This window comes from Deinococcus ficus (genome assembly GCF_003444775.1).
GTDB classification, from domain to species: domain Bacteria; phylum Deinococcota; class Deinococci; order Deinococcales; family Deinococcaceae; genus Deinococcus; species Deinococcus ficus.
Window position 1 is genome coordinate 47,489 of sequence record NZ_CP021083.1, and the last position, 24,291, is coordinate 71,779.

Consider the following 24,291-nt stretch of genomic DNA (forward strand, 5'->3'; position numbering starts at 1 on the left):
GACGGCTCAGCCCGGGCGCGGCGCCTTGGGCCAGGCGAACCAGAAGGTGGCGCCCTGGTCCACCTTCCCTTCCGCCCAGGCGCGGCCGCCGCAGCGTTCGCACAGCTGCCGCACGACCGCCAGCCCCAGGCCGGTGCCCTCGTACGTTTCCGGGGCGTGCAGGCGGCCGAACAGTTCGAAGATGCGGTCTTTCTGGCGCATGTTGAAGCCCACGCCGTTGTCCTGAAGGCCCACCCAGTACTCCGTGCCGGTCTCCTGCAGCAGGAAGCGCAGTTCGGCGGTGGCGCGTGGCCGGGTGAACTTCAGGGCGTTCGTGACGTATTCGTGCAAGATCAGGCGCAGGACCTGGACGTCCCCCTGCACCGTGGGCAGGGCGGTGGGCGTGACCTGAACGTGGCGGCCGGCGGTCTGCGCCGCCGTGTCGCGCAGCACGTCGCGCAGCACCCGGTTGAGGTCCACGGCGCGCACCCGCGTCCGCATGGCGCGGGCCTGCATGTACCCCTTGACGGCATCCAGGACGGTCTGCGTCTGGTGCAGGGCCGCGCTGGCGTCCCCCAGCATCCCCTGACGCTTGTCAGGGTCGGTCTCGGTGCCGGCCTGCGTCAGCAGGGTCTGGGCGCGGTCCACGGCGCCGCTCAGGATCCGTTCGGAGGTCAGGGTCAGCATCCGGAATTCCTCGCCGAGCTGGCGGTGCCGGGCGGCGAGCTGCTGCAGGTGAAGGTCCTGCTGCTGCGTGGTTTCCAGCAGCACCTGATGCGCGGCTTTGAAGGCGCTGACGTCCGTGACGCTGATCTGGCACAGCGGCTCCCCCTCGCCGTCACGGAGGTGCGGGGCCGCGGTGAGCAGAACGTGCAGGGGCGTACCCTGAGGCGCGGCGAGCTGCACTTCGGCCGTCTGGCGGCCCTGTCCGCCGAAGACCCGGCCCAGCAGGGCCGCCAGCGCCGCCTGGCTGGACGGGGCGACCGACGCGGACAGCGGGCGGCCTTTGAGGACGTGCGCACCTGAGCCCAGCAGGGCCGCGCCGGCCAGGTTGGCCTGCACGATCCGGCCCTGCGGCGTCACGAGAAACGCGGCCTGGGGCGCTTCGAGGAACAGGGCGAGGGTCTGCTCGGCCGAGGCCTGAAGGGCCTGGATGCGGGCTTCGAGCACCGTGATCTGGTCATCGGCCACGGCCGGGGCAGACCCGGAGGGGAGGGCGTCCCGCGTCATGACTGGCCTTCCACAGTGAATAGCTGGTTCGGGGTAAGAGGCTGGGTCTGACGGTGGGCCCGGAGGGTGAGGAGGGGAATGCCGGTGTGCCCGGCCCGGTCGGGGGCCCATGTCAGTCTCTGCATCGTGCGCCTGTTCATGTTCAGTCTCCCGGAACGGGGGGCCGCCCTGTGGCTGCCGGTGCCCTGCTCGTCCTGTTCTGCTTCCGTCTGCTTGGAGCGACCTCTGCACTTTCGTGCGGGAAGCTGTTCGGTTCATGAGGGAGACGTGGCCGGATCTACACCTGAGTGTTTGGTCGTTCTTGATTTTAATGAAGACATCTTCATTTTCTGGGGTTGCCGCCGCTGAGGATGCGTGAGGCAGGCGTCTCAGGCGACGTTGCCCTTATCGGAGCATGCTTATCTATCAGAATGTAGTTGCAATGAAGGATTCTTGTGTCTTCCCTCAGACGGTCACCGGATTTCCCGAATGCGCGGTGCGGTTCCCTCCATCTGCCCGGGAGGGCCCGGCTCCACAGTAGGGGCGTCACCTCACCCTGGCCACGCTCGCCCTGGAGTCCTGCCCCGCCGACCCGCACGGCGATTCCCTCCGGGAGGCCCCATGATGCGCCCGCTGCTGTCCCGAAGACCGCTCTCCCTGAGCGTGCACGCCCACATCGACTTCGTGTCCGTGGTCGTCATGCTGCTCGCACCTCGCCTCCTGCGGTTGCAGCCGGCCAGCGTGGCCGTTTCGGCGGGCCTGGCTGGCGCAGGCCTGCTGATCGGATCGGCCACCGACTACCCCTACCCGGTCCACCGGTCCCGTGACCTGACGCCCGCGCGGCACCGCCAGCTGGAACGCCTGAGTTTTCCCGTGCTGCTGGTCCTGCTGATCGGCACGGGCCGCCTGGCCCGGCGTGCGGACCGCACGTACTTCCTCATGGTGCTGCTCGCGTATGGTCTCACGCACGGCCTCACCGACTGGCCGCATGCCGCTCCAAACCACCACCCGGGGCTGAAGGGAGCCGGTTAGGGCCTGATCACCACGCCTCTCCTGGTCCTCTGACGCCCGGCCGGACGGGCCCCGGCCGCGCAGATGAAGGCGCGTTCACGCGGCTCTCGCAGAGTGATCGCTTTGGCGAAACCCGGCGAGAGCCAAACGGAAAAAACCGGCCCAGCCGGCGCCCTACCTTTCCTCCAGACCACCTCAGGCGTGGTCCAGGAGACCCCACATGACCCAATCCATGCCTTCCCTGGGCGCGCTTTCCAGCGCGCCCGGCACCTCATCTCCTCAGCGGGTGCTGGAAAAACAGATCTACCGCGGCCCCAACATCTAAGGCTATGACCCCATGATCCGCTTCCAGCTCGATCTCGGCGCGCTGGAGGACTACCCCACCAGCCGGCTGCCCGGCTTCACGGACCGCCTGCTGGACCTCCTGCCGTCCCTGCAGGAGCACGGCTGCTGCTACCGCGAGCCCGGCGGATTCGTGCGCCGCCTCCAGGACGGCACGTGGCTGGGCCACGTCACCGAGCACGTCGCGCTGGAACTTCAGAACCTCGCCGGGGGGCGCGTCACGTACGGCAAGACCCGCTCGGTCAAGGGCCGGCCTGGGGTGTACAACGTGCTGTACACCTACCGGGAGGAGCGCCTGGGCCTGATCGCCGGCGTGGTGGCCCTGCGGCTGGTCAACCACCTGCTGCCGCCGGAATTGCAGGGCGTGACCGGGCTGGAGCTTCTGCTGCCCCCAGGCGTGAGCCGCCTTGACCTGGACACTCCTTTCGACTTCCCGGGCGAACTGGAGGAGCTGCGCCGCCTCACGCGCAGTTTCACGCTGGGTCCCACCACCGACTCCATCGTCCGGGAGGCCGAGCGGCGCGGCATTCCGCACCTGCGCCTCGACGACCACAGCCTCGTGCAGCTCGGCTACGGCCGTTACCAGCAGCGCGTCCGCGCGAGCATCACGGGCCGCACGTCGCACATCGCCACCACCACCGCCAGCGACAAGGACCTCACCAAGCAGCTGCTGGACCGCGCCGGGCTGCCCGTGCCGAAGGGCGTGGTGGTGCGCAGCGCCGAGGACGCCGTGGCCGCCGCGCGGCGCCTGCGGGGCCCGGTGGTCACCAAACCCCTGGACGGCAACCACGGCCGGGGCGTCACCCTGAACCTCACCGCCGACGAGGACGTCCGGCGCGGCTTCGAGGAGGCCCGCCGGCACAGCCGCGAGGTGGTCGTCGAGCAGTACTACCCCGGCAACGACCACCGCATCCTGGTGATCGGCGGGGAGGTCGTCGCAGCTGCCGAGCGCGTGCCCGCCCACGTGGTCGGCGACGGCGCGCGCACCGTGACGGAACTTGTCGAGGAGGTCAACCGCGACCCCAGGCGCGGCAACGGGCACGAGAACGTCATGACCCGCATCGTGATCAACGACCACGTGCTCACCTGCCTGGCGCGGGCCGGGCACACGCCGGCCAGCGTGCCCGCCCCGGACGAGGTCGTGTTCCTGTGCGACACCGCCAACCTGTCCACCGGCGGGACCGCCATCGACCGGACGGCCGTGATTCACCCGGACAACGCCACCATCGCCCGCCGCGCCGCTCAGGTGATCGGCCTGGACGTGGCCGGCATCGACCTGATCACGGCGGACATCACCCGCTCCGTGCACGAGACCGGAGGTGGGATCGTGGAGGTGAACGCCGCGCCCGGCTTCCGCATGCACCTGCAGCCCTCCGAGGGCGAACCCCGCAACGTGGCCGGACCCGTGCTGGACATGCTGTTCCCGAAGGACACACCCTGCCGCATGCCGATCATCGCGATCACCGGCACGAACGGCAAGAGCACCACGTCGCGCATGGTCGCGCACATCCTGCGTCACGCGGGGAAACGCGTGGGGCTCACGACGTCCAATGGCGTCTACATCAATGGTGAGCGCATCCTGGACGGCGACACCACCGGCCCGAAGAGCGCCCGCGTGGTGCTCAGCGACCCGACCGTGGAGGTCGCCGTGCTGGAAACCGCCCGCGGCGGCATCCTGCGCGAGGGCCTGGGCTTCGACCGCTGCGACGTGGGCGCGGTGCTGAACATCCAGCCCGACCACCTGGGCCTCAATGGCATCGAGACAGTGGAGGACCTCGCCTGGGTCAAGTCCCTGGTGGTGGAGGTCGTAACGGACAACGGCACCAGCGTCCTGAACGCTGACGATCCCCTCACGCTGCGCATGCGCCGCAAGGCCGGCGGGCAGGTCACGCTGTTCTCCATGCGCGGCGCGTCCGACTGCTCGGCCGACGTGCAGGCCCACATCGACGCCGGCGGCACCGCCGTCGTGCGCGAACCCACCCTGCTGGGCGACGAACTGGTGCTGTACCGCGACCGCCAGCGCCGCGCCATCCTGCGCACCCGCGACATCCCGGCGACCCTGGGAGGGTACGCGCAGGTGAACGTACAGAACGCCCTGGCCGCGGTCGCCATGACGGTCGCGCAGGGCGTGGACCTGCCGGTGATCCGCTCGGCCCTGAGCACCTTCACCACGTCCTTCGAGCAGAGCCCGGGCCGCCTGAACCTGTACGACGGGCATCCCTTCCGGGTGCTGCTGGACTACGCGCACAACCCCTCCGGCATGGAGCACCTGCGCGATCTGTTGCCCCACCTGCGGCCCCCCCGCGGCCGGGTGATCGGGGTGATGGGCGTGGCCGGCGACCGCCGCGACGAGGACATCCGCCGCATGGGCACCCTGGCCGCCGAGGCCTTCGACATCCTGATCGTCCGGGAGGACGAGTACCGCCGCGGCCGTCCCGCGGGCGAGGGCGCGCGTCTGGTGACTCAGGGCGCCCTGGAGGCCGGGCATGACCCCGAACAGATGACCACCATCCTGTCCGAACCCGAGGCCGTGGAGCACGCGCTGCAACTGGCCCGGCCCGGCGACCTGGTGGTGCTGCTCGCCACCGAGGTCGAGCACTCCTGGGCGCAGGTGCGCGACTTCGACAGCTCCGGACTGGCCCCCCTGCCGGACCTCCCCGCCAGCTCCGCCACCGGGGCCGGCGCATGAGCGGCGCGCAGGGAACAGGCCACTGGGCACTGATCGTGCACGGCGGCGCCCACGAAATCCCACCGGAAAAGCAGCAGGCCAGCCGGGACGGGGTGCGCGCCGCCCTGCAGGCCGGCCGTGCGGTGCTGGAAGCCGGCGGCTCGGCCCTGGAGGCTACCGAGGCCGCCATCCGGGTGCTGGAGGCCGATCCGACCTTCAACGCCGGGTACGGCGCCGACCTGAACAGCGACGGCCAGGTGGAACTCGACGCGTCCATGATGGACGGCGTCACGCTGGACGTCGGGGCGGTCACGGCCGTGCGCGGCGTGCGGCACCCGATCAGCGTGGCGCGGGAACTGCTGCGGGAACGGGAGGTGCTGCTCGCCGCCCAGGGCGCCCGCCGCTTCGCGGCGGAACGCGGCGCGGAACTGTGCGCCCCGGACGACCTGATCAGCCCCGAGCAGGCCCAGGCGCGCAACGACACCGTCGGCTGCGTCGCCCTGGACCGCCAGGGGCATCTGGCGGCCGGCGTGTCCACCGGTGGGCTCAGCGGCCAGCGGCCCGGCCGGGTGGGGGACTCCCCGCAGATCGGCTGCGGCTTCTACGCCGACAACCGCGTGGGCGCCGTGGTCCTGAGCGGCGAGGGCGAGAGTCTGGCGCGCATGGTCAGCGCTGCACGCATCCTGACCCGGGTGGACGAATCCGGCCCGGACGCCGCGGTGCGCGAGGTGCTCGAAGCCATGCAGACCCGGGTGGGCGGCGACGGCGGTGGGCTGGTCGCCCTGCCGGATGGTCAGCTCGGGTGGTGGCACAACACCCCGCACATGTCCGTGGCATACCAGCACGCCGGGATGCCCGCCCCGCAGGTGTACCTGAAGAAAGCTGAGGAGGGCGAGCATGTCCAGGCCGAACGCTGAACCTGCCGGCGCCCGGCCGGGCCGGGGCACGCTGATCATCATCGGCGGGCACGAGGCCAAGGAAGGCCGCCGGGAGATCCTGCGCGAGGTCGCGCGGCACGTGCAGGAGAAGAAACTGGTGATCGCCACCGTCGCCTCCCACAAACCCGAGGGGTACTTCGAGGAGTACGAGAAGGCCTTCCACGGCCTGGGCGTGGGCGAACTCGCCGAACTGTACGTCAACGAGCGCCAGGAGGCCCTGCACGACGAGAAACTCCAGGCCCTCACGGACGCCGCGGGCGTGCTGTTCAGCGGCGGGGACCAGGTGCGCATCACCAGCCAGATCGGGGACACGCCGCTGGACGCCCGCGTCCGCGAGATCTACGAGGCGGGCGGCGTGGTGGCCGGCACGTCCGCCGGGGCGTCGGTGATGTGCGAGACCATGCTGGTCGGCGGCGCCAGCCGCTCCTCGTACCGCATCGGGGACCTCCGGATGGCGCCGGGCCTGGGGCTGGTGTGCGGGATCATCATCGACCAGCACTTCGCCGAGCGCGGCCGCATGGGCCGCCTGCTGGGCGCGGTGGCGCAGAACCCCCGCATCCTCGGCATCGGCATCGACGAGGACACCGCCATCGTGATGGAGAACAGCCACTTCCGCGTGATCGGCAGCGGCGCCGTGTACGTCGCCGACGGCTCCGGCATTACCCACTCGAACATCGCCGAGGCCCACACCGACGAGCCGCTGTCCCTCAGCGACGTGAGATTGCACGTGCTGTCCGCCGGGGACGCCTTCGACCTGAAACGCCGCCAGCCGCAGCCGGGCGAGGCGCACCGGGCGCCCACCCGGGAGCGCGGCTGACCATGCCCGCCCCCTCAAGGTCTTCCCAGCCTTCCTTTCATGCGGCCTGCACCGGTCCCGCCGATGCTGAGGCCAGGCGGCGCCCCGTCCCATCACGCCGCTCACCCGAAGGAGGTCCACACGTGAAGCTCCACCTCGGAACGAAACAGGCGGGCCCCGCGGCCTGCACCGAAGGGGTCCGGCCGTGACCGGCGCGGTGCGCCCCGCCTGGCAGCGTCACGCGCAGCCCATCACCGGCGCCAGCAGCGACTACGACGCCCTGCTGGGGGGCATCGGGAACGCCCGGTTCGTGCTGATCGGCGAGGCGTCCCACGGCACGCACGAGTTCTACCGGGAACGCGCCCGCCTCACCCGGCACCTCATCGAGCATCACGGCTTTCAGGCGGTGGCGGTCGAGGCCGACTGGCCGGACGCCTACCGCGTGAACCGCTTCGTGCGCGGCCTGGGCGACGACCAGACCGCGCAGGAGGCCCTGGGGGACTTCCAGCGCTTCCCGAAATGGATGTGGCGCAACGCCGATACCCAGGCCTTCGTGGCGTGGCTGCGGGACCACAACGAGCGCCACCCGCAGGACGGCGCCGGGTTCTACGGCCTGGACCTGTACAGCCTGCACCGCAGCATGAACGCCGTCGTGGACTACCTCGAGGGTGTGGACCCGGACGCCGCCCGCCGCGCCCGCGAACGCTACGCCTGTTTCGAGATGTTCGGCCCGGACCCGCAGCTGTACGGGTACGCCACCGAGCGCGGCGTCACCGAACCCTGCGAGGAGCAGGCCTGGCAGCAGCTGACCGAACTGCAGCGCCGCGAGGCGGAACTCACCCGCGGGGACCTGCTCGCCGGCGACGAGCACTTCCACGCCGAGCAGAACGCCCGGCTGGCCCTGAACGCCGAGACGTACTACCGCTCCATGTTCCGCGGCCGGGACGAGTCCTGGAACCTGCGCGACACGCACATGGCCGACACCCTCGCCGCCCTGGACGAGCACTTGAGCGCACGGGGCGAACCGGCCCGGATCGTGATCTGGGCGCACAACTCCCACCTGGGTGACGCCCGGGCCAGCGCCATGGGCTGGGAGCGGGGCGAACTGAACCTGGGGCAGCTGACCCGGGAACGCTGGCCGGACCAGACCTTCATCATCGGGCAGACCACCGCCGGCGGCACCGTGTTCGCCAGCGACGACTGGGACGCCCCCGGCCGCATCAAGCAGGTCCGGCCGCCCCTGCCGGGTAGCCTGGAAGAGGAGTTGCACGCGGCCGGCCAGGACGCCTTCTGGCTGGACATGCACGACCCCGAGGTGCAGGCCGCGCTGGGGGAAGGGCACCTGCAGCGCTTCATCGGCGTGATCTACCGCCCGGACACGGAACGCTGGAGCCACTACGTGCACACTCGCCCGGCCGCCATGTACGACGCCGTGCTGCACTTCGACATGACCACCGCCCTGAGTCCGCTGGACGCCACGCCCGGCGACGACGGGGGAGAACTCCCGGAAACCTACCCCACCGGCGAGTGACCCCAAAGACCCCTAAAAGGAGACGCGACCATGCCGAAAAACTGGAGTGAAAAAGACGAGCGGCAGTACGAGCACATCAAGCAGAGCGAACTGGAGCGCGGCGAGAGCGAGGAACGCGCCGAGGAGATCGCCGCGCGCACCGTGAACAAGCAGCGCCGCGAGGAAGGCCGCACGGCCGAATCCGCCGACACCACGCACACCGGCTCCACGAAAGACGGCTGACCGCCCCCGGCCGCCCGCCCTCCCGGACCAGGGAGGGCGGGCGGCCCCTGCGGTATGGTCGGCTCACTCCACAAACGCAATCACAGGCACGGAACCACAGGAGGACATCCGATGAAGGAATTCTGGAAGAACAACGCCCTGTCCACGGTGCTGCTGCTGCTGTTCGTCGCGTTCTGGGTGGCGCAGGCGCTCACCGGCTGGGCCGTGCACAACCAGGAGCTTCAGGAATGGGGCCAGCGCACCCTGGGCCTCGGGGCGTACCTGGGCAGCGGGCACTTCTGGTCCTCCACCGCGGAGAACTGGGAGAGCGAATTCCTGCAGATGTCGGTGTACGTGGTGTTCACCGTGTACCTGCGCCAGCGCGGCAGCGCCGAATCCAACCCCTACCCGGACGAGACGACCCAGGCCGAACGCGACCAGGAACGCCGAGACGACAAGGTCAGGGGCCTGTGGAAACGCAACTCCCTGACGTTCACCCTGCTGGCCCTGTTCCTGGTGTCGTTCGGCACGCACCTCCTGGGCTCCTGGCGGGCGACCCGCCTGGAGGAACTCGCCCGCGGGCAGGAGGCCCCCACCCTGGGGCAGTTCCTGGGGGAGGCGGAATTCTGGTTCGAGTCCTTCCAGAACTGGCAGAGTGAGTTCCTGGCGGTGGCGGCCATCGTGGTCCTCACCATCTTCCTGCGTCAGATCGGGTCGTCGCAGTCCAAGGCGGTCACCGCCCCGAACAGCCAGACCGGCGACGCCTGAGTGCCCCGGACCCTCAGCCGCCTGGCCGGAACAGGGCTTCGAGCGCGGTCGTGGCGTCGTCCTGCGGGAAGGTCAGCACGACCTTCCCGCCGCAGCTGCGCGACTCCGCCCAGGCCCACCCGCCGTGCCGGGCCAGGACCCGCCGCACCTGCACCAGCCCCCCGCCCGCCAGCAGCGGCACGCTCTGATCTGTCCGGACCGCCAGGTCGAACAGCGTCGCGGCCTCCTCGCCGCTCAGGCCGGGGCCGTCGTCCTCGACGATCACGCGCACCTCACCGTCCAGCTCGTCGCTGCTGACCATGACGTCCTGCGCTCCGCGGGTGGCGCTGAGCGTGAAGGTCATCAGCACGTCCAGCGCCTGACGCAGCAGCGCCCGGTCCCCCCGCACGATCGGCAGCGGCCCCAGCAGCCAGCGCACGTTCCGGCCGCCCGGATTGTCCTGTCGGGCGTCCCGCAGCTCCTCGAACAGCTCCGCCACCGCCAGGGGCTCCAGCGTCAGGGCATGCTGCTCCAGCCGCGCGAGCTGCCGCAGGTCACGGGCCACGCCGCGCAGGCGCGTCACCTCGTCGCGCAGCTCGGCCGGGTCGTAGGGCGGCAGGCCGTCCAGGCCCGTCGGCTGGCCCGGGTCCAGCACCTGGGCCAGCTGCGCCGCCGGGCGTTCCAGGCTGTGGGCGGTGCGGGTGATGAACGCGCCCAGTTCCGCGTTCAGGTCCGCCAGCCGCTCCCGTTGCCGTTCCAGCTGTTCCACGCCGGCCGCGCGTTCCAGGGCCAGGGTCAGGCCGCGCCCGACCGCGCTGAACAGCGCCCGGTCCCGGTCCGCCCAGGCCTGAGCTTCCCGGCCGCCCATGCCCAGCAGGCCGCGCACCTCGCTGCCCACGATGACCGGCAGGTTCGCGGAGCGGGTGTACCCGCCGGTGTGCGCCACCTGCTGCTGCTCGGCGTTCCAGCCGTCGGTGAACACGGCCTGCCGGCCTCCCAGCACCTGCGCGATGAAGGGCGTGTGCGCGGGCAGGCCGGCGCGCAGCAGGGCCAGCAGGTCCGGCTGCCGCTCCAGGTCCTCACTCCACACGCGCGCCGCCCACGTCCCGCCGGCGGGGCCGTCCGGTTCGTAGTACACGACGGTGCTGCCCGGGTAGCGGGCCAGCAGCACCTCCGCCGCCTGCCGGGCCAGCACGGCCGCGTCCGTCTGCGTGCCCACCGCCTCGGTGAACGCCGTGAAGGCCGCCAGGGCCGCGCGTTCCTCGTCCAGCCGGCGGTTCAGTTCCGCCTGCTCCTGCGAGTGCAGGCGCACCAGCGCCGCCGCCAGCTGCCGGGCGTAACTGCCCAGGAAATCCCGGTACGCGCCGTCCAGCCGCACCTGCTCGTTCAGCCCGACGACCAGCACCCCGGCCGGCCGGTCGCGGTCCACGCCGTCCAGTGGCAGGGCCACGGCCGGGCGGGGCGGCACGCCCATCACCGGCCACGACCGGGGCGGCCAGTCCAGCACCAGCGGCTGCCGGGCGTCCAGCACCGCCTGCAGTTCCCCGGGCACGCCGCCCGCCTCGTGCAGGTACAGCGCCGTGAACGGCGCGTCCGGGCGGGCCGGCGCGGTCTGCACCAGGCGCCTCAGTTCCGCCACGGACTGCACCTGCGCCAGCGTCTCGGCGTGCTCACGCAGGAGATTCAGCCGCCGCGCCCCGAGCACCTGCGGGGTGGTTTCCGTGATGGTGACCAGCACCCCGCCGATCTCGCCGTCCTGCCGGACCGGGCTGTAACACAGCGTGAAGTACGCCTCCTCCGGGAAGCCGTGGCGGGTCAGGGGGTAGAGCTGGTCCTCGAAGTAGAAGGTCTCGCCCTGCCACACCTGCCGGTAGATGGGCTCGTTGATGTGCCATACCTCCGGCCAGCACTCGCGGGTGGGCTGGCCGAGCGCGCCCGGTTCCTTCGGCCCCAGGATCACGCCGTACCCGTCGTTGTAGATCTGCACCAGGTCCGGGCCCCACAGCAGGATCATCGGAAAGGCGCTGGACAGCACCAGATCGACCACGCTGTGCAGCCCGGGCGGCCACGCGCCCTGCGGCCCCAGGGGCGTGCGCGCCCAATCGAAGGCCGGCACGCGGGCCGACATGGGGGGCGCGGGGGCAGGCGGGGTGGTCACGACGGCCCCAGCATAGGCGCTGGGGCCGTTCACGAATGCAGGCAACCTGACCGAACGGTCGGCGGGGCTCACTGCCGCCGGAGCAGCAGCCACAGCGCCAGGACCGCCCCCACTGCCCCCAGCACCCGGGAGCGCATCGGGTCCGGCCGGCCGCGGCGCAGGGCCTCCACCGGCACGGGATGCTGCAGGTAGTAGCCCCGCGGCGGCGTGCCCCGCGTGCCGAACTCCCGGACCAGTTCATCCAGGGCCGGCGCCGCGTGCGGCAGCGGGAGACCGTGCCCGGTCAGCAGCAGGTCCGGGCGCAGGCCCGCGAGCGCCGCGGCCGACCCCTGCGCCGCGGCCCAGTTGGACGTGTAGTACCGGGGCGGGCCGCGCAGTTCCTGCGGCTGCATGGTCACGGCCCGCAGCATGTCCTCCTGCCGGGTGGTGACCACCGCGTCCCCGGCGATCACGGTGCGGTCGGCGTCCCGCCACAGCGACACATGCCCGTTGCTGTGGCCGGGCGTGTGCCGCCAGGTCCAGCCGGCCGCGTGCGGCACCTCGCCCGCGTCCGCGTCGCCGGGCAGGACCGACAGGGACTCCGTGAACCGGAACGGCCCGGGCGACAGCAGCGGCGAGAGCAGGCTCATGCTGCCCCCCACCGTCGGGTCCGGGAAGGGGTACGGCGCCTCCCCGGTCAGGTGCGGCACCTCCAGCGCATGGGCGTACACGCGCACGCCCGGCCAGGCCTCCAGCAGCGCCCGCAGCCCGCCGGTGTGGTCCAGGTGCCCGTGCGTCAGGACGACCGCTTCCGGCGGCCGGCCATACGTGCGCCGGGCGTGGCGCAGGATCACCGCCGCGTCCGGCGGCATGCCGGCGTCCACCAGCACCCAGGGGCCGCCCGGGGCGCCCAGGAAGAACACGTTCACCACCGGCAGGCGCAGCTGCGCCACGTCCGGCCGCACGAACTCCAGCTCACCGATCTTCAGGGCAGGGGAGGGCAGGGTCATCTCAGTCCCCCGCGATGGATAGCGTGCTGGCGTCCGGCATCAGGCACTGGTGGTAACTCGTGGCCGGCTGCCGCGACAGCTGCGCGCCCTGCCCGAGAATGCTGTCACTCAGCGTGCCCGACAGGCCGCTCACGCACGCGCCGGCCTCCAGGATGCTGTGCCGGACGATCGCGCCGATCACCTGCGCGCCCCGGCCCACGCTCACGCCCGGCCCGAGGCGGGCGTCCTCGATCACGGCGTCCGGGCCGATGTACGCCGGACCCACGATCACCGACCGGCACACCCGCGCGCCCGCCTCGATCACCACGTTCCCCTGCACCAGGCTGTGTTCCACCGTGCCGCGCTGCACCGATCCCTGCCGGGCGAGCATCCAGGCGTTCGCCTCCAGCAGGTCGGCGGGCCTTCCGGTGTCCTTCCACCACCCGGGCTGGCGGTACCCGCGGACCACGGCGCCGTCCCGGATCAGCCAGGAGATCGCGTCCGTGAGTTCCAGTTCCCCGCGGGCGCTGACCGGCACCTGCCGCAGCGCCTCGAAGATCCGCGGCGTGAAGCAGTACAGCCCGGCCACGGCCAGGTTCGTCTCCGGCTGCTCGGGTTTCTCCACGATGGACCGCACCCGCCCTGAGGCGCCCTCGCCGTCCAGTTCGGCCACGCCGAAGGCCCGCGGGTCCTCCACCTCAATGAGCGCCAGGGCCGCGTGCGCGCCGCCGTCACGGAACGCCTGCAGCAGACCGGCGGGACTGTGCTCGAACAGGTTGTCGGCCAGCATCACGCACAGGTCGTCGCCGTCAGCCCACTCTTCCGCGCCGGCCACGGCGTGCCCGAGCCCCCCCATGTACGCCTGACGCAGGAACGTCACGTCCGGCCAGTCGGCCAGCGCCGCGCGCAGCGGCGCCTCGGTCGCGTCGGACGTCACGATGGCGATGTCCTCAATGCCCACGCTCCGCAGGTGCTGCAGGGCGTAGGCGATGATGGGCTGCCCGGCCACCGGCAGCACCGGCTTCGGACGGGAGAACGTCAGGGGACGCAGGCGGGAACCGAAACCGGCGGCGGGAATCAGGGCTTTCATGGGTCTCCTTTGCGCGGGGGTCGCGGGGCGGGTCACAGGTACTCGGCCAGTTCGTCGCGGTTGACGGTCAGGTAGACGGCGTCGTCCACCCGGTCCACCAGCTCCAGGGGAATGAAGTGCCGCCGGCCGTCCTCCAGGGGCGTGGTCACGAGGTACTCGTCCTCCACGCCCTCCACCGAGCTGAGGATGAGGTCGTCGGCGCAGATGATGGGCAGTCCGGGCGTGATGTCGTCCATGAAGGGTCCTTTGCAGTGGATGGGCCTGACAGTCTGGCGGGCGTTCTTGCCCGCAGGGCGGCAAGCAGGGAAGGGTGAACAGAATCAGTGTGGGTGCCGGAACCGGGCCCATCGTGAGGCCGGGGTAGGCCGGGCCGCGTGGATTCTGTGTGCTGTTCCCCGAATTGGCTCAGGACGCCTTGAGGCCCCACTCATAAGCGCGGCCCCAGCGGAGCCGTGCCCGGCTCTGCCCGGCACAAGGCCGGACCACGGGCCATGGATGCCATTTACCCCTCCCGGGGGTGGCGCCCGGTTCCTCTCTGCCCAGCGTCCCAACGTGAAGACGTCTTCACGAGATTCAACGGCCAGCCGCCGTTCGGCTCAGCCGGCGCTAAAAATGCCGATGGGCTCGAGATTTTATATTGGGTGGCGACGATGTCCGTCCCCTTCCCCGTGGTCATGACCACCTGACGTGCACGGCCCGGGGGCTGCACCACCAGTTGCAGGTGTCTCGCACTGACCCGTCTCGGGCGGTCCATGCCCGCATTCCCACCAAGGAGTTCACCATGTCCGTTCCACCGACGTCCACCATGACCTCGTACCCGGACGCCCCGGCTCTGCTGGTCCTCTCGCACCTCCGCTGGGATTTCGTGTTCCAGCGCCCGCAGCACCTGATGACCCGCGCCGCGCGTGAACGGCCCGTGTACTACATCGAAGAGCCCCACTTCGGAGACTGGGAGGACCACCTGGACGTGCGCCGCGAGGCGTGCGGCGTGACCGTCTGCGCCCCCCACATTCAGCAGGGACACAGCCCCGCGCAGTCCCAGGCCCGCACCGCGCGGCTCCTGGCGGAGTTCGTGCAGGCGGAGCAGCTCGCCGAGTACGATCTGTGGGTGTACACGCCCATGGAACTTCCGGTCACGGCGGGCCTGCGGCCCCGCGTGACCGTGTACGACTGCATGGATGAACTCGCCAACTTCCGGGGCGCGCCCCCGGAACTGCGCACGCGGGAAGCCCGGCTGTTCCGGCAGGCGGACGTCGTGTTCACCGGCGGGCACCGCCTGTACGAGGCCAAGTGCCGCCAGCACCGCAACGTGCATCCCTTCCCGTCCAGCGTGGACACCGCGCACTTCGCGCAGGCCCGCACCACCCGCCAGGACCCCGAGGATCAGGCTGGCCTGCCCCGCCCGCGCCTGGGCTTCTACGGCGTGATCGACGAACGCTTCGACATCGACCTGATCGGCGAGGTCGCCCGCCGGCAGCCGGACTGGCAGTTCGTGCTGATCGGCCCGGTCGTGAAGATCAACCCGGCCGACCTGCCGCGCGCCGCGAACATCCACTACCTGGGACAGAAGTCGTACGCCGAGCTCCCCCATTACCTGGGCGGCTGGGACGTGGCCCTGCTTCCCTTCGCGCTGAACGAGGCCACCGAGTTCATCAGCCCCACCAAGACCCCGGAGTACCTGGCGGGGGGCGTGCCCGTGGTGTCCACCGGTATCCGCGACGTGATCCGCCCGTACGGCGAACTGGACCTCGTGCGCATCGCCGACGGTGCCGACGCCTTCGAAGCCGCGTGCGCCGCTGCCCTGCGCGAGGCCGGCACGCCCGCCGCGCAGGCCCGGCAGGCCCGCGCTGACGAGCACCTCAGCCAGCTGTCCTGGGACGCCACCTGGCAGGCCATGCAGGCACAGATGAACGCTGCCCGCCCGGTCGTGCTCGCCGAGAGTGCCGATGACTGAGCACCCCGCCGAAGCCCAGGGCTTCGACTACCTGATCGTGGGGGCCGGATTCGCCGGGAGTGTCCTGGCGGAACGGCTCGCCAGCGCCGGCCACCGGGTCCTGATCGTCGAGAAACGCCCGCACATCGGCGGGAACGCCTACGACACGTACGACGACGCCGGCATCCTGATCCACCCGTACGGCCCGCACATCTTCCACACCAACTCAAAGGACGTCTTCGAGTACCTCTCGCAGTTCACCCAGTGGCGCCCCTACCAGCACCGCGTGCTGGCCAGCGTGGACGGCCAGCTGGTGCCCATGCCGATCAACCTGGACACCGTCAACAAGTTGTACGGCCTGAACCTCACGTCCTTCGAACTCGAAGCCTTCTTCGAGTCGGTGGCCGAACCGGTCGAACAGGTCCGCACCAGCGAGGACGTCGTGGTCAGCAAGGTGGGCCGGGACCTGTACAACAAGTTCTTCCGCGGCTACACCCGCAAGCAGTGGGGCCTGGACCCCAGCGAACTGGACGCCAGCGTCACCGCCCGCGTGCCCACCCGCACCAACCGCGACGACCGCTACTTCGCCGACACCTACCAGGCGATGCCGCTGCACGGCTACACCCGGCTGTTCCAGAACATGCTGGCGCACCCGAACATCAAGGTCATGCTGAACACCGACTACCGCGAGATCCGCGCCCTGATTCCGCACCGGCACCTGATCTACACCGGTCCGGTGGACGCCTTCTTCGACTACCGGTACGGGAAGCTGCCCTACCGCAGCCTGGAATTCCAGCATGAAACGCATGACGTGGAGCAGCTGTTCCCAGTCGGGACGGTGAACCACCCGAACGACTACGGCTACACCCGCGTGAGCGAGTTCAAGCACATCACCGGGCAGCAGCACCGCCGCACCAGCGTCGTGTACGAGTACCCGCGCGCCGAGGGCGACCCGTACTACCCGGTGCCCCGACCCGAGAACGCCGAACTGTACAAGAAGTACGAGGCGCTCGCCGACGCCGAACCTGACGTGACCTTCGTGGGCCGGCTCGCCACGTACCGGTACTACAACATGGACCAGGTGGTGGCGCAGGCCCTGACCACCTTCCGGAAGCTGCAGGGCATGTAACCCGACGCAACGGGCCGGGCGAGAAACGGGATCACTCCTGTTTCTCGCCCGCCTTCGTTGTGGCAGGTGAGTTCACGCTGCCTGTTCCGGTCCGCGCCGTTCATGAAGTCCGCTTTACCGGAAGCAGGCGCCACGGTGCAATCCGCCTAAGTCCGTTCCCGCCTCCTAACACCCTTCCCCTGAAAAAACACCGGATGCTGCGCAGAGCGGGTCAGCGCCGCCTGTCCACGCCCATTCACACGGAGGGATCAAGGATGCAAAACCAGACGTTGCAGGACCTGTACATCGACCAGTTGCGTGACCTGTACTCCGCCGAAACCCAGCTCACTGCGGCCCTGCCGGAAATGGCCATGGCCGCCAGCAACCCGCAGCTCAAGCAGGGGTTCGAGATGCACCTGGAGCAGACCCGCGGCCAGCTGGCCCGTCTGGAGAAGATTTTCGAGGTGCTGGGCGAGTCCCCGGCCGGGAAGACCTGCATGGCGATGCAGGGCCTGGTGAAGGAAGGCCGCGAGGCGGCTGGTGAGAACGAACCCGGGCCGGTGCGGGACGCGGCGCTGATCGCCGCGGCGCAGCGGGTCGAGCATTACGAGATCGCCGGGTACGGGACCGTCGTGCGCTTCGCGCAGGTGCTGGGCATGAACGACCACGCCGAGACGCTGCGCGTCACCGAGAACGAGGAGAAGCAGACCGACCAGCAGCTGACCGTGGTGGCCGAGCAGGTCAACCAGGCCGCGCGCGGGTAAGGAGACGAGGCCCATGAAAGTGAAGATGTCCGACCTGATGATCGCCCTGGGGTACGCCAGCATCGCCTACAGCGCCTACCGGTACTTCACGGCCACCGAAGCGGACGCCAAAAGGGACGCGCTGTTCGTGGGCCACTGGGCCCCCACCCTGTTCATCCTGGGGGTGGGCGCAGAGAACCGCGAGTACCGCCACCAGAACACCCTGGCCCTGGACGCCGACGCCTGACCCGTCCTGCACCTCCAACGAAAGACCACCTGCCCGGGTGGTCTTCGTTGTTTTTCTCCGGGCTGGTGTCAGAGGGTGTCGTCCCGCCGGTCTTCCGGCGTGCGGTTCTCCCCCGCGTCCGGGTCCTCGCGCGTTCGGTAGTACCGGCGCAGCCACTGGCTGAGGCCGCTGAGGTCCGGGAACAGCGTACGTTCCGTGATGTTCAGCTGGTCGAGCTTGTCGCGGATCTCCCATTTCAGCGCCGCCGGCACGCGGATGCGCTGCGCGGCGTCCGGATGACCGGTCAGCCAGGCATCCATGTCGGCGCCGGGCGTGGACAGCAGCGAGAACAGCGCCGACTGCTGCACGATCCGCTGGTCCACGGAAGGCGGCTCCAGAAACAGCAGGAAGGGACCACCCGCCTGCTCCTCCAGGTGTTCGAGCCAGCCCATCTGCGCGTCGAAGTCCAGTCGGCCGCCATCCCTGCCCTCCCGCTGGCCCAGCAGACCCAGCATCTCCACCGTGAACACGTCGGCCCCCTCCCCCTGCAGCACCTCGGCGACCGGTGTGGGCAAGGTCGCGTTGGTGGCCGTGACGTTCACGCGCCAGATCAGGCCGTCCTCGCCGTAGCGGGCCTCATCGGCCGTGACGAAGTGCAGGGCGACCAGCGGCGAGTACGTCCAGTCCAGCAGGCGGGTGGGCAGGCCGTGATGCTGCCCGAGGGCCAGCCAGGACCACACCGAGTCCAGCGCCGGCGCGCTTGCCTGAGCGTACTTCCGGAACGCCCGCACGAGGTGCCGCTCGACGTCCCGGGTGTTGCCCGCCACCCGCTGCAACGACGTGCTCAGCGGCGCGGTGCTGCCCTGACCGCGGAACACGAACGGTGACCGGTAGCGGCGCAGCGTGGGATTCCACGATTCGTCCTGCAGCAGCTCCAGCAGTTCCAGGTACGTATGGACGGTGCGCGTCTGTGCCGTGTCCGGACGCGGCATCAGCAAGCCCGCCTTGCTGGATGTTGGGTCAGCCTCTGCTTCAGGGGATGGGGCGTGTCAGGCATGGAAACCGTCCTTGCCGGAGTCTGGCAAGGCGTGGGCGGCCGCTCGTTTGACCTTCCATAAAGTCGCTTCAGCGAAACCGGCGGCTCTGTCCGGTTTTCGTGAAGGGACACTGGGAATGGCGGACCACAGCGGCCAGGCTTTAAAGGTGCTTACAGGTCCAGGCGCAGGCTGATGACAGGTATCGCAGGTTCGGCGCGGCGTTCCTCACCATCGTCGAACTGTACGTGCTGTACTCATGCCGGCTGTATTTCCCGTGGCACTGCGCCAGCCGCGTCGCGGGCATGTTCGCCGGCGTGTACTTCCCCGGCGTGCTCGCGTAACTGATGACGAACGCCGTACTGCCCATTACTGCCGCCGGGGAGTGGCGGCGCCTGTCCGACATGATCGCTGTGGGCGCCTACCTGCTCGGCTTGATTCCCCTGGCCGGCATCGCCCTGATTGACTCGCAGCTGGTCCTCCGCACATCCACAGAGGACGTCCGCCTGAACTCCCATGTGCTGATGTTCGCCGTGCTCCTCGTGGTGGCGCACGTCGCCATGATCCTCAGGATGCTCACGCCCATCATGCGGCACTGACCCGCGCCCCCTTCACGCGAGGCTGTTCCGCACAGCTTTTTTTCACGGCGCCGGGCGGGGGAGGCCCGTATTCTGGAAGCCCGGACCAACTTCGCGTCCGGGCGTCTCTGGTACGCTGTCAGGAGCCGCCGCGCTCCCCATCCTCCCGCCTGACATGACGCGGAATCCCCGTGAAAGGGGGCGTCTGCTGGCCCGCACCGACCCCTTCGCCGCTGCCCGGAAGGACGCCCCTCAAGAGTGAACCCAGCCCAGCCCCCCCGGCGGACGCCGCCCCGGATTCGGCCGCCCGGCCCGGCCGGATGGGCACGCTGCAGAGCCTGCTGCGCGAACTCGGGCAGGCGGGGGCTGGCACGCAGGGCTCCGATCTGGTCGCCGACTGGCTGCTCCGCACCTACGGCCTGGAGGGCGTCACGGCCCTGCACATTCATCAGGGGCAGTTGCAGCCGCTGCCGTACTTTGATCCCCTTCCCGCCAAGGTGACATTCACCCGCGAGGACCTGCGGGTCGTGCGGGCCGGCCAGGTGGACGTCCGGCCAGGCGGCATTCTCGTGGCGCTCAGCGGCCGCTACCGGGCGCGCTACTGCCTTTGGCTGCATCCGGTGCCCGCGCGGTTCACGGCCGCGGACATGGAACTGCTGCAGCTGTTCGCGCATGGCGTCGGCCTGGAAATCGAGTGGCGGATCGTGCAGCAGCACCTGGGACTCCTGCGGCGCCTGCAGCACGATCTGCTCCGCGGCAGCCTGGACCAGGCGTACGACGTGCTGTTGAGGTACGCCGTGGCGATCATTCCCGGCGCGGAGACCGGGTCGATGGCGGTGCGGGACGGCAAGCTCTTTCACGTGGTGGCGTACGGCTCGTACGACGAGCAGGAACTGCGGGACGTCGCGTTCGACGTCGCCGACAACCGCGACGTCTGGTACGGGTTGGGCGAGGCCGCCTGGCTGGCCGGCGTTCCCCGGGTCCGCCGCGGACCGGACCTGATCGCGCGCGGCGGCGGGTTCGTTCGCGGGGGCGAGTACCACACCGAGGCGCTGGCGAGCGTGCAGTCCCTCCAGGCGAACATCGCCGTGCCGATCCTGTACGCCGGGGAGGTCATGGCCTTCCTGAACATCGATTCCCTGACCGACCCGGACGCCTTTGGGGACGACTCGGTGGCGCTGGCAACCTCCTTCGCGGAGCAGACCGCGCTGATCCTGCACGAGTTCCGGCTCCGGCACGACGTGGACGCCGCCGCCCGGACCGACGAACTCACCGCCCTGCCCAACCGGCGGGCGCTGACCCGCGCCCTGCCGGCCATGATCCACCGCGCCCGGGAGGGCGGCGCGCCGCTGTCGGTCATGCTGCTGGACGTGCACAACTTCAAGGCGATCAACGACCTGTACGGGCACGCCACCGGCGACCTGGCCCTGCGGCGCGTCGCGGACGCCCTGCGCGCCTTCCTGCTCCGGCTGCCCGCCGCGGACGCCACCCCGGCGGGCGGTCCGCCCAGCACGGCCTTCCGGGTGCTGTCGCCGCAGCCCTTCGTGCCTGGGGAGCCGGCCGCGTTTCGCAACGGCGGAGACGAGTTCATCGTGACCCTGCCCGGCGCCACACCGGCCGACGCGGCACGGCACGCCGCTGAGCTGCGGGACGTGATGCTGGGCGTGAATGTCGAGGGCCGACCGATCGTGCTGGACATCGGGGTGGCCGCCCTGCAGCCGGACGACGAGACCGGGGACACGCTGTTCAGGACAGCTGACGAGGCCATGTACCGGGACAAGCAGGCGCGGTACATGGCCTCGTCGGGCTCCCCGGGCTGACGTCTCACAGCAGCAGGGTCAGGGCAGTCATGGCGACGTGCGTCAGGGCGTGCGCCACCATGGCGCTTTCCAGGGACCGGCGGGTGAAGAGCAGGCCGTAGACGACGCCACCCACGGCATTGAGCAGCACGGTGCGGGCCACGATGGCGGGCGTGAGCGGCACCAGGGCCGCCACCGCGCCCAGGTGGCCGATCCCGAACAGCACGGCGACCATCACCACGGCCGTCAGGATGACCGCGCGGGTCGGCCGGACGGAGTGCCGCTGAAACACCCGCCAAAACCCCACGGTGAGGACCGAGACGAGCGCCCAGCGCATCTGAAGTTCCTCGCCTATGCCGCCGTACAGCATTCCGCCCATGGTGACGGCCAGCGTGCGCTCCTGCCCGGCCGCCGCGCGGGCCCAGGCGTCGCCCAGCAGCGGGCCGGTCAGGCGGTCCAGCGCGACGATCACCGCGCCGGTCAACAGGCCCGGCAGCAGGGCAGCGCGGGTGTCCGCGCGCAGGGCCGCCCAGTCGCGGTCCACCAGTCGGCTGCGGAATCCGGCGCGCGGCGCGGCCCAGGCGCCCGCGGCCACACTCAGGGCGACCAGCATGGTCAGCTGCGCGGCGGTGACGGCCAGCAGGGTGGCCATCGGCGGGGCGCCCGGCGTCCGTTCGGTGAGCGGGCCGAGCATGGCCGGCAGGGTCGGGAGCAGGCCCAGCACGGCCGCCAGCCCCAGGGGAAGCAGGGTCAGCAGGGCGCGCGGCAGGTGGCGGGAGACAGGGGCGGGCAGTGGAGTCTGGGTCATGACGGAACCTTCAGGCTGGGGAAGGGGCGGGGGACGTTCAGGCGGGGAGGGCCGGCGGGCGCCACATGCGGCGGTCCAGCGGGTACCACATCAGGTGCGTCACGGCGTGACCCAGGACGGCGGCCAGCAGCCCGTACTGCAGGAACAGCCAGCCGTAGAGCAGGGCCAGGGCGGTGTTCAGGACGACCGAGGCGGTGAAGAACGCGGGGGTGGGCCGGCAGCCGGCACTCAGGTACGCCGGCCAGTGCAGGGCCGCGAACAGCAGGCCGGTCAGCAGGTTCGCGGTCCAGAAGGTGGCCGCGCCGGCACCCAGAGGGAAGGTCAGGAGCCACACGGCCAGCGGCAGCAGGCCCCAGCGCATCAGCACCTCCTCGACCACGCCGCCGTACAGCACGCGGGACGCCAGGCCCGCCTCCTGCCGCAGGCCCTCGGAGGCCGCGAGCGTCTGCGGGTCCAGGCGGGGCCGGAACACGCCGTAGTACGCGGCGAGCATGGCGGCGCTGCCGAGCACCGCGGCCGAGAGGGCCGTCAAGGCGCCAGCCGGGGTCTGAAAGGCATCGGTGCTGAGCTGCGCCAGGCCCACCCGGGGCCCGAACGCCGCTCCGAGGGCGGCGGCGCCGGCAGCCAGCAGGGTGGTCTGGGCCATGCTGGCGGCGATCAGCACCCGGCGGGGCGGCAGCGGCCGGGCGGGCGGCGTGGGCTGCTGCCGGGCGCGGCGCAGCACGGTGTCGATGATGGCGGGCGTGGCGATCAGGATGCCGGGCAGGCAGGCGGCAGTCAGGGTGGCGACCGTGGTCCAGTTCATACGTTCTCCGGGTCGGGCAGGGTCAGGGCGACACTCTCGGTGGCGCGGCGGGGGGCCTCAGGGTCCTGCAGGGCGGCGTAGCGGGCGTGAAGGTCCTGCACTTCCTGCCAGAACGCGTCGTACTGCGCGTCGCTCAGGTGCAGGTACGCGCCCGTGCGGCGCTGCTCGCTGGCCCGCTGCATGGGTTCGGGCGGCAGGGCGCTCAGGTCGGCCTGCTCGGTGAACGGCATGGCCGGGTTGACGTTGACGACCATCGCGGTGGCGCGGTAGTGCTTGCCGGTGTCGTCGTGGCGGGTCACCTCGATCAGGCCGGCGGTCTGCAGTTTCTTCAGGTGGTAGTGCAGGGCGCTGGGGCGCAGGCCGAGGTACTGGGCGAGTTGGGTGAGGGTCGCCTCGCGGGTGACGAGCAGCCGCACGGTGAGGAGGCGCACCGGGTCGGCCAGTGCGGCCAGTTCGGCTTTGGTGGTCAGGACATGCTCGGGCTTCATGACTTCTCCTCTTCAACTATCTTGAAACAGTTCAAGTAAATTGAAAATAGGCCAGATGGCTGAGGAACCTGTCTCGCCCATTGCCCTGACGCTCCGGTTGCGGGATGCCTGCCCCGGCCCTCCGGAGCTATCCTGAACGTACCGGCCTCACGGCCGTTCCGGCCCTGCCCCCGCCGCCCCGTGAGGCCCACCGAGGTGAAGGCCCATGCCGCGCCCATAACGAAACCGCCGGAATCCCAGTCCAGTCCGCTCGACCCCCCGGCCACCGCCGGGCCCAGTGAGGTGAGTGACGTGACACCGCGCATCCTGATTCCCACCCAGGACCTCGCCCCGGACGACCCCGCCCTCCGGTGTGCCCGCCTGAACTTCCCCGAGGCGGAAGTGCACCTGCTGCACGTCGTGGACCTGCTGCCCCCGCTGGATCTGCTCGCCGACGTCGGTGACACGGCCCTCACGCAGGCCCGCGACCTCCTGGACGTCCTGGGCCCTGGGGAGGTGGTCGTTGCCGATCAGCCCGCGGGCGTCATCCTCGACCGCGCCCGCAGCGGAGCGTTCGACCTGATCGTGATGGGCACCGAACGCAGGGGCCGGCTGGAACGCTTCTTCCTGGGATCGGTCGCCGAGGCGGTCGTCCGCGAGTCGCCCATCCCGGTGCTGACCGTGCGCGCCCCAGCGGACCGCCTCACCCGGATCCGCCGCGTCACGCTGCTGCACGACTTCTCCCCCTCGGCCGAGCGGGCGCTGGGCACCGTGCGGACCCTCTGGCCCGGCGCGGCCGTGACGCTCCTGCACGCCCTGGACCCCGAAAGCCTGCACACGCCCTTCCCGGTCACCATCCCGGAAGGGGGCAGCGCTGCCGATCAGTTCATTCACCGCAACCAGGCCTGGCGCCAGGGAGCGCAGCGCCAGCTGGACGCGCTGGGCGGCGGGGAGGTCGTGCAGGGCGAACCGGCCGAGCTGGCCCTCGACCGGGCGCGCACCGGCCAGACCGACCTGCTCGCTCTGGGCACCGTCTCCAGAACCGGAGTGGGCCGCCTGCTGTTCGGTTCGGTCGCGCAGCGCGTGGTGCGGGAATCTCCGGTGCCCGTCCTCACCGCCCGCGCCGCCCCGGAACGCCGCTGAGCCCCGCAC

Annotated in this window: 22 protein-coding genes and 1 pseudogene; 14 read left to right on the top strand and 9 right to left on the bottom strand. The window is 70.7% G+C overall.

Annotation, left to right across the window (positions count from 1 at the left end; all coding sequences use genetic code 11):
• Positions 1–6: 6 nt before the first annotated feature.
• Entirely contained in the window at positions 7–1,209 is a 1,203-nt protein-coding gene (locus tag DFI_RS16760; RefSeq protein WP_051307552.1) for a PAS domain-containing sensor histidine kinase, read from the bottom strand.
• A 600-nt stretch (positions 1,210–1,809) separates the two neighbouring features.
• On the opposite strand from DFI_RS16760, the gene DFI_RS16765 reads away from it, so the two are divergent.
• From DFI_RS16765 to DFI_RS16795, 7 genes and pseudogenes are all read left to right on the top strand, one after another.
• Entirely contained in the window at positions 1,810–2,220 is a 411-nt protein-coding gene (locus tag DFI_RS16765; RefSeq protein ID WP_027462330.1) for a hypothetical protein, read from the top strand.
• A gap of 316 nt (positions 2,221–2,536) precedes the next feature.
• The gene (gene cphA / locus DFI_RS16770) at positions 2,537–5,230 is read left to right on the top strand and encodes a cyanophycin synthetase (RefSeq protein WP_118376014.1); all 2,694 of its coding nucleotides are present in this window, start codon (positions 2,537–2,539) and stop codon (positions 5,228–5,230) included.
• Positions 5,227–6,126 (top strand): isoaspartyl peptidase/L-asparaginase family protein, encoded by a 900-nt coding sequence (locus DFI_RS16775; RefSeq protein ID WP_027462331.1) that lies wholly within the window; start codon positions 5,227–5,229, stop codon positions 6,124–6,126. The genes cphA and DFI_RS16775 overlap by 4 nt, the downstream gene beginning before the upstream one ends.
• Entirely contained in the window at positions 6,107–6,964 is an 858-nt protein-coding gene (locus tag DFI_RS16780) for a cyanophycinase (protein ID WP_043777277.1), read from the top strand. The genes DFI_RS16775 and DFI_RS16780 overlap by 20 nt, the downstream gene beginning before the upstream one ends.
• A 184-nt stretch (positions 6,965–7,148) precedes the next feature.
• A complete protein-coding gene (locus DFI_RS16785; RefSeq protein ID WP_027462332.1) occupies positions 7,149–8,474 on the top strand; it encodes an erythromycin esterase family protein in 1,326 nt (441 codons plus the stop codon).
• 30 nt (positions 8,475–8,504) lie between these two features.
• A pseudogene (locus tag DFI_RS16790) lies at positions 8,505–8,648 on the top strand (addiction module toxin RelE); the annotation flags it as partial.
• 159 nt (positions 8,649–8,807) lie between these two features.
• Positions 8,808–9,443, top strand: a complete 636-nt coding sequence (locus DFI_RS16795; RefSeq protein ID WP_027462333.1) for a DUF6766 family protein — start codon at positions 8,808–8,810, stop codon at positions 9,441–9,443.
• 13 nt (positions 9,444–9,456) lie between these two features.
• Here the strand turns inward: DFI_RS16795 and DFI_RS21060 are convergent, their stop codons facing one another.
• From DFI_RS21060 to DFI_RS16815, 4 genes are all read right to left on the bottom strand, one after another.
• The gene (locus DFI_RS21060) at positions 9,457–11,550 is read right to left on the bottom strand and encodes a sensor histidine kinase (protein ID WP_118376015.1); all 2,094 of its coding nucleotides are present in this window, start codon (positions 11,548–11,550) and stop codon (positions 9,457–9,459) included.
• 98 nt (positions 11,551–11,648) lie between these two features.
• Positions 11,649–12,569, bottom strand: a complete 921-nt coding sequence (locus DFI_RS16805; protein ID WP_043777279.1) for an MBL fold metallo-hydrolase — start codon at positions 12,567–12,569, stop codon at positions 11,649–11,651.
• Position 12,570: 1 nt separating this feature from the next.
• Positions 12,571–13,638: a glucose-1-phosphate thymidylyltransferase gene (locus DFI_RS16810; protein ID WP_022802914.1), complete on the bottom strand. Its 1,068-nt coding sequence runs from the start codon at positions 13,636–13,638 to the stop codon at positions 12,571–12,573.
• 32 nt (positions 13,639–13,670) lie between these two features.
• Positions 13,671–13,874 (bottom strand): DUF2171 domain-containing protein, encoded by a 204-nt coding sequence (locus DFI_RS16815; RefSeq protein WP_027462336.1) that lies wholly within the window; start codon positions 13,872–13,874, stop codon positions 13,671–13,673.
• A gap of 545 nt (positions 13,875–14,419) precedes the next feature.
• Here DFI_RS16815 and DFI_RS16820 point away from each other — a divergent pair.
• From DFI_RS16820 to DFI_RS16835, 4 genes are all read left to right on the top strand, one after another.
• Positions 14,420–15,592, top strand: coding sequence for a glycosyltransferase family 1 protein (locus tag DFI_RS16820; RefSeq protein WP_118376016.1), 1,173 nt, complete (start codon positions 14,420–14,422; stop codon positions 15,590–15,592).
• Complete coding sequence (glf, locus tag DFI_RS16825) at positions 15,585–16,700, top strand: UDP-galactopyranose mutase (protein ID WP_027462337.1); 1,116 nt, start codon at positions 15,585–15,587, stop codon at positions 16,698–16,700. The genes DFI_RS16820 and glf overlap by 8 nt, the downstream gene beginning before the upstream one ends.
• A 254-nt stretch (positions 16,701–16,954) precedes the next feature.
• A complete protein-coding gene (locus DFI_RS16830) occupies positions 16,955–17,443 on the top strand; it encodes a ferritin-like domain-containing protein (protein WP_027462338.1) in 489 nt (162 codons plus the stop codon).
• Positions 17,444–17,456: 13 nt separating this feature from the next.
• A complete protein-coding gene (locus DFI_RS16835) occupies positions 17,457–17,669 on the top strand; it encodes a hypothetical protein (RefSeq protein ID WP_022802919.1) in 213 nt (70 codons plus the stop codon).
• A 68-nt stretch (positions 17,670–17,737) separates the two neighbouring features.
• Here DFI_RS16835 and DFI_RS16840 read toward each other — a convergent pair whose 3' ends face one another.
• The gene (locus tag DFI_RS16840; protein ID WP_043777281.1) at positions 17,738–18,640 is read right to left on the bottom strand and encodes an FRG domain-containing protein; all 903 of its coding nucleotides are present in this window, start codon (positions 18,638–18,640) and stop codon (positions 17,738–17,740) included.
• A 389-nt stretch (positions 18,641–19,029) separates the two neighbouring features.
• Here DFI_RS16840 and DFI_RS16845 point away from each other — a divergent pair, with 389 nt between their 5' ends.
• Both DFI_RS16845 and DFI_RS16850 read left to right on the top strand, forming a co-directional pair.
• Complete coding sequence (locus tag DFI_RS16845) at positions 19,030–19,281, top strand: DUF6803 family protein (RefSeq protein ID WP_051307553.1); 252 nt, start codon at positions 19,030–19,032, stop codon at positions 19,279–19,281.
• Positions 19,282–19,580: 299 nt separating this feature from the next.
• Positions 19,581–21,080 (top strand): GGDEF domain-containing protein, encoded by a 1,500-nt coding sequence (locus tag DFI_RS16850; protein ID WP_027462340.1) that lies wholly within the window; start codon positions 19,581–19,583, stop codon positions 21,078–21,080.
• Between the two features lie 4 nt (positions 21,081–21,084).
• Here DFI_RS16850 and DFI_RS16855 read toward each other — a convergent pair whose 3' ends face one another.
• The 3 genes from DFI_RS16855 to DFI_RS16865 are packed head-to-tail and all read right to left on the bottom strand — an operon-like array spanning position 21,085 to position 23,160.
• On the bottom strand, positions 21,085–21,867 hold the full coding sequence (locus DFI_RS16855) for a CPBP family intramembrane glutamic endopeptidase (protein ID WP_051307554.1): 783 nt from the start codon (positions 21,865–21,867) through the stop codon (positions 21,085–21,087).
• Positions 21,868–21,904: 37 nt separating this feature from the next.
• Positions 21,905–22,672: a CPBP family intramembrane glutamic endopeptidase gene (locus tag DFI_RS16860; RefSeq protein WP_043777282.1), complete on the bottom strand. Its 768-nt coding sequence runs from the start codon at positions 22,670–22,672 to the stop codon at positions 21,905–21,907.
• Positions 22,669–23,160 carry an ArsR/SmtB family transcription factor gene (locus DFI_RS16865; RefSeq protein ID WP_022802925.1) on the bottom strand — a complete coding sequence of 164 codons (492 nt, stop codon included), beginning with the start codon at positions 23,158–23,160 and terminating at the stop codon, positions 22,669–22,671. Before DFI_RS16865 ends, DFI_RS16860 begins: the two co-directional genes overlap by 4 nt.
• A 291-nt stretch (positions 23,161–23,451) precedes the next feature.
• Here DFI_RS16865 and DFI_RS16870 point away from each other — a divergent pair, with 291 nt between their 5' ends.
• The gene (locus DFI_RS16870; RefSeq protein WP_155864508.1) at positions 23,452–24,282 is read left to right on the top strand and encodes a universal stress protein; all 831 of its coding nucleotides are present in this window, start codon (positions 23,452–23,454) and stop codon (positions 24,280–24,282) included.
• Positions 24,283–24,291 lie beyond the last annotated feature (9 nt).